Source organism: Micromonospora globispora, from assembly GCF_003857015.1.
In the GTDB taxonomy this organism is placed as follows: Bacteria; Actinomycetota; Actinomycetes; order Mycobacteriales; family Micromonosporaceae; genus Micromonospora; species Micromonospora globispora.
In genome coordinates this window covers 1-10,673 of sequence record NZ_QGGF01000481.1, presented here as the reverse complement: position 1 = coordinate 10,673, position 10,673 = coordinate 1, and the positions used below count along the sequence as shown (strand labels likewise).

Below are 10,673 nucleotides of genomic sequence, written 5' to 3'. Positions count from 1 at the left end.
TCACGAGGTCTCCGTGCTGATGGTCTTCTTCGTCGATGAACCATCTACCGGAGACCTCGCTACTTATCGATCACCGACGCGCCGGAATCTCATCGCCCACCACCGCCGACTTCGACACACGGCCTAGCCGATGCCCTTGAGGCCGTCGACTCGGGCCAGGGGTGGCGTAACGTCGTTCCCAATCGTGAAGTGAGAAACATGGAGTTCGAGACGGTCGTCTATCTTGCCCAGAGCTACTTTCATCAAGACTATGACCTTCTAGCGCCGACGCCACTGGATCTAGTCAGGATGTTCGTGGCCAAGGAGCACCCGGCGACGGCGAACCAACTTCGGCAGGAGCTAGATCAGTTGATTGCCGAAGACGCCTCTGAGGAGGACATCAGGGCCCTATGGATGGGCACTGCGCGTTCGTCCTACGATCCAACCCGGCACGGATCCAGTTATCGAGAATGGCTACGCCAGATGCGGGAAGTGGCTGGGCCGCCGTCCTAACCGCTGCTGCAGTTCCAACTCGCCGCCCCAGCATTCGTTGTGGGCGGCGAGTTCCTATCCCCGCCTGTCGACAGCAACGGTGACAGCAACCGGCCGAGACGAGGGCAGCCGCCGGCGGCGAGGCGCAGACAACCGCCCGAGGTCGCGGATGCGGACGGACCCCGCCGGACGAAGCGCCCAGAACTTGTAAGAGAGATGCGGCTGGCCTGTCCTAGACCAAAGACCGTCAGCGGGCCGCCGCACGCGTGCATCGGCTCCGGGTCCTCCCTGGTTCGTGGCGGTCCCCGGGGTGGCGCTCCGCTCCCCGTTCGGAGGGCCGACGGCACAGGGAGGGCAGCGGGGTGATGCGCGGGGGCAGCTCCGCACACGTCACCCTTGGCGGCTCGGGCCGCAACAACGAATAGAGGTCCGTTTGGCCCTGTTCCGGGACGCCGACCGTCGACCTAGCATGAGGCATGGCACTGCAAGCGCCCCAACCCGGCTGGTATGTCGACCCATCCGGGCGTCACGAGTACCGATACTGGTCAGGTGCTGCCTGGACCGAGCATGTGGTTGATCGGGGCGAGCCATCGGTGGAACCGTTTCCTCCTCGACAGCGAAGGCAGAAGTCTGGCCATGAGGGATCTCAGCCGGCGGCGAGGCTCGAACCTGAAGTAGATAACGAGGCCATTTGGAAAGCGGAGCGGGAGGCCAAGCGGCAGGCCCAGGCGCAGCGTGACGCGGAACGCGAGGCCGAGCGGGAGGCCAAGCGGCAGGCCCAGGCGCAGCGTGACGCGGAACGCAAGGCCGAGCGGGAGGCCCAAGCTGCAGAGAGGCGGGCAAAGGCTGAGGCAAGAGCGGCGAACGAGGCGAGGAAGCGAGACGAAGCCCAAGCGGCCTACGCCAGGGGGTTGCCGAAGCGACTTCAGGCGAGCGCCCAGCTCTTGGGCATCAAAGTGAAGGACGGCTGGGTATACAAGGGCCCGTTTGGTTCACTGGCATGGCCAGCGCAGGGTTCGCGAGCCGAGTTGTATGCCGAGGATAACCGCGGAAAAAGGGTTACCCTGACGCGCATAGCGCTTACGGGAATTTTTGCGCTAGGACTTAAGAAAAAAACAGGAAAGCTTGAAGTGCACGTAACCATATCTGGCGATGGCTGGTCTGTCAGCGGTCGAACGGAAAACGTGGAGGGGGCTCACGCTTTCGTCACTGAGTGGAACGGGCTCTACGGTCGCGGCGTGCCGAACTGAGATCCGCAAGTCCGCATTGCCCGTGCGGCCGCCACGCCCGTCGTGGCACCACCAGCCGATCCCTGTGAAGGTATTGTTGATCAGCGGCGTCGCCCCAGCGCAGGGCACGGGCCACGGTCGCCTCTCCCGGTCATCGAGGACAGCGGCACTTCGATATGCATAGCATCCCACCTTTGGAAATCAACCCAGTTGCACGTCGCGGCACTGACCTGCGCGAGCGTGGGCGGCGAATTCCTTAGCAGGGTGACAACCTCGGGCGATAGGAGGGTGCTCGGCCCGACCACCGGCACCGGTGTCTCGATCGCTCAAGGCTGAACGACCACGGCAAGAGTTCGAGGTCGGCAGCGCCGCCGGACGCATCTGCCGCATCTCAGGGTGAGGCCAGAGACGCAGCAAAGAGGCAGCGAAACGACGATCAACGGCCGACCGGAGACGATGCAAGCCAACAGAGGGTGCCTGCTCTGGGCCGTAGGACGGCAGCGGATGACAAGAACCGACGGACGCTACCGGCGTTCACACCGAAGGGGTCGGTCTCCGGCACGTCGTCTCTTGACGGCATCCAGGGACACGCGTCGGGCGCTGGGTTGGCTGGCGGACGAGGCAAAGGCATGATCACGTGATGATTTCCTGGCCTACGTGGAGCGAGTGGCTGGCCACTCTGCCGCCGGATGTGCGCGACTCTGCTGTATCGCTCGCAGAGAGGTTCAAGGAGCTTGGAGCCCTAGACCCGGAGGAGTGGGCTAGGTCGGAGATCAGCGAGAACATTCCGCAGCTGGCTCGGTTCATGGTCTTGCGCGCCCTGTGGCGGGAGGCGATATCTCCTTGGATGGATGCCAGTGCTCTGAGCGACGTGGCGGCAGCGCAGCGGCTGATTGACGCAGGCGCGGATCCCCACGATGTGCTGCTGGTCGCACGAGCTGGAGCGTACGAGGCGATCGTCGCCGCAGTGTGCATCCTCGACGAGGGCGGGGACCCGAACGCGCGCGAGAGCGACCCCGGCTGGCACCTGATCGAGACGGACGCGGAGTGCAACTTGACGGGCCGCGAGATCGGAGGGCTCCATGAGTCCCTGAGGGAGGCAGACCCGGCCGGCAACGAGGGTGCCGACTTGTGGGCGTGACACGGCCGGGCGGCAGCGATGGACGCTGGGGCCTCCCAGGTTCAGACTGGCGTGCCGCCGTGGGAAGCCCCAAGATCAGGCCGTATCCAGGCCGTCAGGGGTGGACCAAGGGCACCGAACATTGACCAGCGATGACCAATGAACGGGCAGCTCAGACGGCATCTTGTCCGTGTTGATCGCCTATGCCCTCACCTTTGATCAATACAACGCCAAGTGATCGGTGCGAGCTGGCTGACCTGCGGCGGAGCACCGCGGGAAGCCCGAGTCGGCACCAGGTGGGTGGCACGCAGGGTGAAGCCGGAATCGGAGTGCCCCAGGTACGCCGAACTCGTGTCAGAAGTTCTGTGCGGCGCGGTCGAGCTTCTCCAGCGCCCAGCCATCGCGGCTCTCACGCAAGGCGTTGAGCATGGTCGGAAACCAGCAGGTCTTCGAGCATCTCGTTTCCCCCCGCCATCTCCATCATATCGGCCGGTCAAGTCATCCGAATCGTCCCGGATACCGATTTTGCGCCCCTGACCGGCACATATCCTCGACAAGCCCGCGAAAGGTCCTGCCCAAGGGAGCTCGGTGTCCGACGCAGAACACCAGATCGCCATCGAACAGCAGGTAGTCGACAAGGTCTACGGGCGTCTGGAGGTCATGCGCGCGCAAGCGACGGAGTTGAAGGAAGAGGGACACAGCCGCGCCACGTCCGGCCCGCTCACCGGCCTGGTCGAGCGCGACGCCATGGTGCTGCGCGCCGCCGCCAGGATGTCCGATCTGGACCGGCAGGAGGAGGGCATCGTCTTCGGCAGGCTGGACTTCGACGACGGCGACACCTACCGCATCGGCCGTCTCGGTGTTCGCGACGAGGACCGGCAGCCGCTGGTGGTGGACTGGCGTGCGCCTGGTGCCGCGCCCTTCTACCGGGCCACCCCCGGCGAGCCTCTCGGCGTGGACCGTCGGCGCGTCATCGTTTGCGAAGGCCCAAAGGTGGTCGGGCTCGACGATGAAGTCCTCTCCGAAAAGGACATCGACGGCGTAGTCGGCGAGGGTGCCCTGCTCAGATCGTTGACCAGGAAACGCGACGAGCACATGCGCGACATCGTCACCACGATCCAGCGCGAGCAGGACGAGGCGATCCGGGCACCCGCCCACGGCGTCACTCTGATCACCGGAGGCCCCGGCACCGGCAAGACGCAGGTGGCCCTGCACCGGGCGGCCTACCTGCTCTACACCGATCGCGGCAAGTTTTCCGACGGCCGCGTGCTGGTGGTCGGCCCGTCAACGGTGTTCACCGAATACATCGGCCGGGTGCTGCCCGGGCTCGGCGAGGACAATGTCCACCTGCGAGCGATCGGCGAGCTCTTCGAGGGCGTCACCGCGACGCGCCGGGACCCCGCCCATGTCGCCCGCACCAAGGGCGACCTGCGCATGGTGCGGGTGCTCACCGACCTGGCGTGGGACACCCCACCGAACGCGCCGGACCACCTGCGCACCCTCAAGGCCGACGACCTGGCGAAGGCCCGCCTCGAGATCAGGAAGCGCTGCGAAGCGGCCGGTGTCAAGCCCAACGGCGGCCGCACCATAGCAGCGAAGGTGCTGTCCGAGATGCTGGACGGCAGGGAGGTCCCGGACGCCTTCCTCAACGCCTGGTGGCCGCCGCTGACCCCGCAGGACGTCCTCCCCGCGCAGAACGGGGAGTGGACGGTGGACGACGTTCCGCTGCTCGATGAGCTCGCCGAGATCCTTGGCAAGCCGGAGAAGCCGAAGACAACGGTGCCCGAGTGGAAGTTGCGAGAGCTGAGCAGCGGCGCCCGCCTGGCCGAGACCTTCGTGGTGAGCTTGAGCCTCAACGATGGTTGGCAGCTGTTCGCGCCCGGCCTGGCCACCCCGATCGCAGTGTCCGGCCAGTTCATCGACAGCAACGACTACTGGGCCGCGCAGCGCTGGGCGGCCGCGATCATCCTGCGCGAGGGCCACAAGGTGACCGGCTGGAACGATGGCTTCGACCCGTACGGCGAGGAAGGCTATGTGCCGGTGCTGGCCGAGCCGCTGCCGGTCGCCGAGGCGGACGAGCCCGTCGAGGACGTGTACCTGCACGTCATCCTCGACGAGGCGCAAGACCTGTCGCCGATGGAGTGCCGGATGATCGCCCGCCACGCCGCCCACGCCTCGATGACCATCGTGGGTGACCTCGGTCAGGCCACCCATGCGCTGGCCGTCGAGTCCTGGCCGGAGCTGATACAGCGGCTGGGCAAACGCGAGGTCAGGACGCTCGACCTGCCCACCGGATACCGGGTGCCGCAGGTCATCGCCGACTTCGCCGCCCGGGCCCTGGCACCGGAGATAGAGCCCACCCGCTCCTTCCGACCCGGCGGCACCCTGGAAATCCGGCAGGTGGACGACCTGGCCGCGGCGATCGCTCAGGAGAGCGGCGCCGTTGTCGCCCCCGACCACCTCGCCGCGTCGTTCAACGCGATCCCAGTCAGCCAGGTCAAGGGCCTCGAGTACGACCGGGTGGTGCTGGTGGAGCCCGCCGACATCGTCGCCGCCGAGCCCCGCGGCATGAACCGGCTCTACGTCGCCCTGACCCGGGCCGTCGCGGAGTTGGTCATCCTGCACACCAAGCCGCTGCCGGCCAACCTCACGCGGTGAGCACCGGCAGCGTGCCGGTGCCATGCTGCACGAATGTGCGCGCGCAGTATCGGAAGGCGAGCGGCGCGTCCGGATCCAATCGCAGCCCCGGGCACGCATCGAAGAGGACCGGAAGCGCCGCTCTCGCCTCGATGCGGGCCCGGTGGGGCGCTTACGCGGTCACCCCGCCTGAGCTGCGCAAGCACCAAGCCGAGGGCATCACCGGGCATGACCACCGCCGGCCTCGGCCCGCCGGGTCATCGGGTCGGTCTGCGCGCGCATCGACGCCGCAGCCGTATCGCCACGTTGACGACGCCAACGCCGACGATTGCCAGCCCGCCGATGTTGATGATCGGCCGGTAGCGGTGAATCGCCGGCCCGGGATCCGGCCGTCCCGGCTGACGCGGGATCCATCGCACCCGACTCGACGCGATCTTGACGTGACGCGTGTCCCGGGGAGTCCTCAGCAAGACCTCCGGCGTCGCCGACACCCGTACCACCGCATTTCCCACACTGATGGTGGGCGTCTGACCTTCCCACGCGACAATCTCCGGCGAGCCGAAAGCCTGAACCGCGTCGGTCAGTTGTGACAGCGGAAACCGCCAATTGAGGCATCTGTTCGTCTTGCCGGTGTCCGCCGCCACGAGGCACAGGCCCGTATTGTCGAAGGCGACGCTCCTGCCATCCGGGTTCCAGGCAAGTTGACCAGGCAGTGAATCGATGCTTTTGGAGCGATGCCAGACGACGCCGCTGCCACGGCGGTAGGCGTAGAGGTCGCCATGGCGTTGCACCAGCATTGTCGAACCGTCCGGCGACAGGACGGCATCCACCGAACGCGGAAGCGGGCCGGGCTCGAGCGGGATCGACCACAGCACCTCGCCGGATGGTATGGCCACGATGCGAATCTGGCCGCTCACCGGGTAGGCGTCCTTGTCGCCGTCGAAGTGCGCCAGCACGGCCTGTCGGCCGTCCGGAGACCAGGCGAGCGGGGCACCGGCACGCAGCATGCGGGTCCGGCCCGTCGTCACATCGAGAAGCTGAGTCTGCTGGCCGTGGCCCGTCATGAGGTATCTGCCGTCGGGGGACAGCTCCACGGGTCCGGCCCACGTCCCGCCGGATTGCGACGGGTCGAAGATCCGATAGCTGTCATGGGGACCGACCAAGGTCAGTGGCCCGAACGTCACATCATGCGTGTTGATGTCGAAGGCCACCAGGGCTCGTTCCAGCGGAGCGTCCCGCACGTCGGCTGTCCATTCCGGGGCCTCGACCACATACGCGGGAATCTGGTCGACGGCCTCGTAGGTCAGCGCTGCTCGCGACGCCGGCGAGGCCCGCGTAGCCGTCCCGGTCATGCCGAGCGTCGCGCCTACCGCGATCAAGCCGCAGGCGAGCGCAACCCAACGACGGGCCACGAACGCCTCGAACGGCGCACGGTTCTGCGCTGTACCCACGGCACCTCCTCGCCACCCGGACGCCTGGCCCGGTGGCGTGGCGGCGCCCTGCCACACGCTCTGCTCCTGGACCTGACTGCGCCACCTCTCGGTGGGCCGTGTGATCATGACCTAGACCGCGCCGATGCGCCAGATGGCCCCGAGCCCCGCCTGCTATTGGCCGAACGTGCGCCGCAGGTTGCCGTTGATCAGCTGGTTGAGCCGCTTGCGCAGATGCCCGAGCAGCGAGGGTTCCGGCAGCGGCTCCGCCATAAGGAGGGTCCAACGCAGTTGCGTTCCACCACTGCCGTCGGACGGCAGGTCGAAGCGCACTACAGCGTCCGGCCGCTTGGCCCAGATGGACGACCACACGACGAGGTTGGGCCACTGGGCATGCGTCGTCTGTGGACGCTGCTCGTCGTCGAGAAGCAGCAGCCACGGACGGGCGGGGTCGCGGTTCGGCTCGGTCAGCGCCTCGAAGATCACGTGGGGCGGTGCCGGTTGGTTTCGCATCCGGCTGCCAGCTTCGACCACGCGTTAAGGCTAAGCCGGCCGCCTGCACTGTCGAGGCCCCGACGATCAGCCCGGTCGTCTGGTCGAACGGGTACTGGCGCGGCAAGCGGCAGCAGGCGAGCATGCCTGCATGGACACTGCGCCGTTGGCCGTCGCCGCCGACCCGGTCCGGCCCCGCCGAATCTGGTACGTCGTCGCGGCGCTGATCGCCGCCGGCGGTGTGTCGGCCGCTGCCGCGCTGATGTTCCTCGTCCCCCTCGGGAGTGACCTCGGGGAGCGCATCACGCCCGGGCGGCCGGTCACCGTGCAGGTGCCGGAGGCCGGGAAGATGGTGTGGGTCAGGGACAGTGGCCGCGATGTTTCGGACCTGCGCTGGGAGCCTTCCCAGCCGGACACCCAGCGGCTCCAGCCGTGGGGCAGTGCCTCGATGCGCCAGGACGATCTGACCGTGACGGCGGACGGCGAACGGTGGCGCGCCCTGCTCCTGGTGCAGGCCAAGCCGGCCGGCACGTACACGATGACCTGCACGACCTCGGGGGCAGACGGCCCGTCCTCCCTCTCGCTCGGTGATCCTCCCTGGTTCTTCGGCCCGCGGGCGGAGGCGCTGGCGGTGGTGGCGTCCCTGGTGCTGGCGTCGCTCGGCGTGGTGGTCGGCGCCGTGCTGGCAGTGGTGGTGGCGGTTCGGCGGCGGTAGCGGCGTCGTCCGCGGTCCGGCCGGCGTTCCCCATCATCGCGGGAAGTCGGCTGACCGGTCCCGTTCCGTCTGGGCCGCTGCGACCAGGTCGCGGACGCGACGGACATCCGAGATGTGCCAGAGCACCGGGGTGTTCGAAGGTTCGCTGGCCCATCCCCGCAGCCCGTTTCTCCGGTTGAAGGCGTCGAGCACGCCGGGAAAGGCGCCGAACGCCAGGCTGCCCGACCGGTCCGGCTGTTCGGTGACCACCGGCGGCGGCAGGGACCGCAGGTACGACGAGGTGGTCCGCTTACCCGACAGCCCGCCGATGACCAGGATCCGCAGGTCGGTGAGCACGTACCGGGTGCGTCGGGAGGCAATGGCCCGCACGACGAACCGCCCGACCACCAGGTACAGGCCGATCAGCACGAAGGGCAGGCCCCACAGGACGACGAAGACCGGCGGTGGCCGGTCCCCGACGGTCCGCGCGGCGAGAACCGACGCCTCCCAGAACACGGCGAAGCCGAACCACAGGATGCTGAAGGGAATCAGCAGCGCGTCCGGTGCCCGGAACAGTGAATGGCGGCGGGGGCGGTCCTGCCAGAGGATCCGCTCACCGGGCAGCAGATCAACGTCAGCCTCGGTCATGCGCTGATTGTCGCGGTCCCCGGCAACCGGCGCTGACCCGCGACCGGTGAGGCGCCACGCGTCAATGCCCGAGGCGATAAAGCGGTGGGGCGTTCGGAACTGCCGACGTAGGGTCGGCCGGTGGTGCCTGACCCGGAAGCGTGGGACCCCTGGCCTCCCCGGCTCATCGCCGACCGCCTGGCCGAGGTGGACATGTCCTGGTACGTGGCGGGCGGCTGGGCGATCGACCTGTTCCGGGGAGCGCCGACCCGCGATCACGAGGACACCGAGATCGCCGTACCGGCCGAGCGGTTCAGCGAGGTGGCGAGCCGATTTCCGGAGTGCCACTTCTACGTCGCCGGCGGTGGGCGGCAGGTACCGGTGTCGCCGGAGACCCTGCAGGCCCACCATCAGACCTGGGCCTGGGAGCGGCGGGCCGGGGTGTGGCGCTTCGACGTGTTCCGCGAGCCGCACGACGGCGGGACGTGGATCTACCGGCGCGACCAGCGGATCCGGCGGCCGTACGCGGACATCATCCGGCGCAGCCGCGATGGTGTCCCGTACCTCAGCCCCGAGGTGGTCCTCCTGTTCAAGGCGAAGGCGGCCCGGGAGAAGGACCGGGCGGACTTCGCCGGGACGCTGCCGTTGCTGTCGACGGACGAGCGCCGCTGGCTGGACGAGGCCCTGTCGATCGTCCACCCTGACCACCCGTGGCGGGACCACCTGCGGTGAGCGGGCCGGCTGGGAAAGTCACGCTGCTGGCGCGCTTCCGGCACTCGGCTCCCGGGGCGGCGCGGCCCGCCATCGGGCTCGCCACTCCGGCGCCGCCCAGCCCTCGGTCACATAGATCGTTTCGTAGGCGACCTTGTCGCCCCGGAATTCGAGGATGTCCACCGCGTGGTGCGGTGGGCCGCCGTCGTAGCGCAGCAGGAGCTCCGCCACCCAGATGTCGTCCCGGCCGCGCACCCGACGCAGCTCGAAGGTGACCTTGGCCGGGTAGGCCCGCCGCCACTCCCGGAAGTTCGCGACGCCCTCGAAGCGCTCGCCCGACTGCGGAAACTCCAGGACGGCGTCCTCGCGGTGGATCTCGTAGGCGACGTCGTCGTCTTTCCCGGCGTGTTCCAGGTAATGCCTGAGCGCCACCCGGACGGCTTGCTCGTCCATCGCTCTCCTCCTGGCGCGTCGCTCCTCGAAGCAGGCACCGATTCGTCGCAGGCGCCGATTCGACGCTACGGGCGCCGGCATCGCCGCGAGGGGAAAAGCCGGGACGGCTGTCCGGCGCCGAAACGGCGAGCCGCCGGGTGGTTCAGCCCGGCCGGTCGGCGCGCGAGTGCAGGTAGCCACCACCTTCCGAGCCCAGGCGACGCTCAATCCATCCGGCTGGAGGCGAGCAGCGCGGCGGTGGGGAGGACCAGCAGCCCGTCGGCGTCCCGGTAGCGGGCGCTGAGCAGGTCGTACTGCTGTCGGATCCGTTCCCGGACCGCGACCGGCTGCCGTTCCATCAGCAGGCCGAGCATCCCGATGCCGTTGGCCGGGCCGGCCCACCAGTCCTCCGCGTCGGCGCGGTGCTCCCAGGCCAGGGTCGCGCACTGCACGTCGGCCAGCCCGGCGGCGGCCAGCAGCCCGGCCAGCCCCTCCTCGGTGCGGGCGAAGTTCCGCTCGGGTGCCACCCGGGGCAGGTCCGCCGGGGTCTCGCCGCCGGCGGCGGTGAAGATCTCACCCCAGAGCCGTTGCAGTGGCGGCTGCGGATACGGCCAGATAGTGACCGCCACTCGACCGCCGGGGCGCACCACCCGGCACAGCTCGGCCAGCGCGGCGGCCGGGTTCCCGACGTGGTTGAGCACGAAGTTGGCCACCACCGCGTCGGCGCCGCCGGCCGGAAACGGCAGCCGCGGCAGGACGGCCTCGACGACCGTCGCGCCGGGCGCGGTGCGCCGCGCCAGTGTCAGCATGCTGGGCTCGGCGTCCACCGC

11 protein-coding genes are annotated in these 10,673 nt (G+C 68.6%); 6 read left to right on the top strand and 5 right to left on the bottom strand.

What is annotated here, in order from left to right; genetic code table 11:
• Positions 1–198 precede the first annotated feature (198 nt).
• The 4 genes from DKL51_RS25885 (at position 199) to DKL51_RS25870 (ending at position 5,478) form a co-directional block, all read left to right on the top strand.
• On the top strand, positions 199–492 hold the full coding sequence (locus DKL51_RS25885) for a contact-dependent growth inhibition system immunity protein (RefSeq protein WP_109946633.1): 294 nt from the start codon (positions 199–201) through the stop codon (positions 490–492).
• Positions 493–947: 455 nt separating this feature from the next.
• Complete coding sequence (locus DKL51_RS25880) at positions 948–1,721, top strand: DUF2510 domain-containing protein (RefSeq protein WP_109946632.1); 774 nt, start codon at positions 948–950, stop codon at positions 1,719–1,721.
• A 619-nt stretch (positions 1,722–2,340) separates the two neighbouring features.
• Complete coding sequence (locus DKL51_RS25875) at positions 2,341–2,841, top strand: hypothetical protein (RefSeq protein WP_109946631.1); 501 nt, start codon at positions 2,341–2,343, stop codon at positions 2,839–2,841.
• Positions 2,842–3,408: 567 nt separating this feature from the next.
• The gene (locus DKL51_RS25870) at positions 3,409–5,478 is read left to right on the top strand and encodes a HelD family protein (protein ID WP_109946630.1); all 2,070 of its coding nucleotides are present in this window, start codon (positions 3,409–3,411) and stop codon (positions 5,476–5,478) included.
• A 236-nt stretch (positions 5,479–5,714) separates the two neighbouring features.
• Here the strand turns inward: DKL51_RS25870 and DKL51_RS25865 are convergent, their stop codons facing one another.
• Together DKL51_RS25865 and DKL51_RS25860 are read right to left on the bottom strand one after the other, a co-directional pair.
• On the bottom strand, positions 5,715–6,908 hold the full coding sequence (locus tag DKL51_RS25865; protein ID WP_109946629.1) for a WD40 repeat domain-containing protein: 1,194 nt from the start codon (positions 6,906–6,908) through the stop codon (positions 5,715–5,717).
• 153 nt (positions 6,909–7,061) lie between these two features.
• Positions 7,062–7,421, bottom strand: a complete 360-nt coding sequence (locus tag DKL51_RS25860; protein ID WP_124812606.1) for a hypothetical protein — start codon at positions 7,419–7,421, stop codon at positions 7,062–7,064.
• 109 nt (positions 7,422–7,530) lie between these two features.
• On the opposite strand from DKL51_RS25860, the gene DKL51_RS25855 reads away from it, so the two are divergent.
• On the top strand, positions 7,531–8,094 hold the full coding sequence (locus tag DKL51_RS25855) for a hypothetical protein (RefSeq protein WP_123809743.1): 564 nt from the start codon (positions 7,531–7,533) through the stop codon (positions 8,092–8,094).
• 33 nt (positions 8,095–8,127) lie between these two features.
• On the opposite strand, the gene DKL51_RS25850 is transcribed toward DKL51_RS25855, so the two are convergent.
• The gene (locus tag DKL51_RS25850; RefSeq protein ID WP_109965820.1) at positions 8,128–8,721 is read right to left on the bottom strand and encodes a hypothetical protein; all 594 of its coding nucleotides are present in this window, start codon (positions 8,719–8,721) and stop codon (positions 8,128–8,130) included.
• A gap of 120 nt (positions 8,722–8,841) precedes the next feature.
• Here DKL51_RS25850 and DKL51_RS25845 point away from each other — a divergent pair, with 120 nt between their 5' ends.
• A complete protein-coding gene (locus DKL51_RS25845) occupies positions 8,842–9,432 on the top strand; it encodes a nucleotidyltransferase domain-containing protein (protein ID WP_243420852.1) in 591 nt (196 codons plus the stop codon).
• An 18-nt stretch (positions 9,433–9,450) separates the two neighbouring features.
• On the opposite strand, the gene DKL51_RS25840 is transcribed toward DKL51_RS25845, so the two are convergent.
• Together DKL51_RS25840 and DKL51_RS25835 are read right to left on the bottom strand one after the other, a co-directional pair.
• Positions 9,451–9,864: a nuclear transport factor 2 family protein gene (locus DKL51_RS25840; RefSeq protein ID WP_109965821.1), complete on the bottom strand. Its 414-nt coding sequence runs from the start codon at positions 9,862–9,864 to the stop codon at positions 9,451–9,453.
• A gap of 203 nt (positions 9,865–10,067) precedes the next feature.
• Positions 10,068–10,673 (bottom strand): class I SAM-dependent methyltransferase (locus DKL51_RS25835; protein ID WP_148097846.1); only part of this gene is annotated, 606 nt, incomplete at its 5' end.

Bases quoted from the DNA above. Each gene is read 5' to 3' on its own strand.
- DKL51_RS25885 (WP_109946633.1), top strand. From the start codon at position 199: ATGGAGTTCGAGACGGTCGTCTATCTTGCCCAGAGCTACTTTCATCAA.
- DKL51_RS25880 (WP_109946632.1), top strand. From the start codon at position 948: ATGGCACTGCAAGCGCCCCAACCCGGCTGGTATGTCGACCCATCCGGG.
- DKL51_RS25875 (WP_109946631.1), top strand. From the start codon at position 2,341: ATGATTTCCTGGCCTACGTGGAGCGAGTGGCTGGCCACTCTGCCGCCG.
- DKL51_RS25855 (WP_123809743.1), top strand. From the start codon at position 7,531: ATGGACACTGCGCCGTTGGCCGTCGCCGCCGACCCGGTCCGGCCCCGC.
- DKL51_RS25850 (WP_109965820.1), bottom strand. From the start codon at position 8,721: ATGACCGAGGCTGACGTTGATCTGCTGCCCGGTGAGCGGATCCTCTGG.
- DKL51_RS25840 (WP_109965821.1), bottom strand. From the start codon at position 9,864: ATGGACGAGCAAGCCGTCCGGGTGGCGCTCAGGCATTACCTGGAACAC.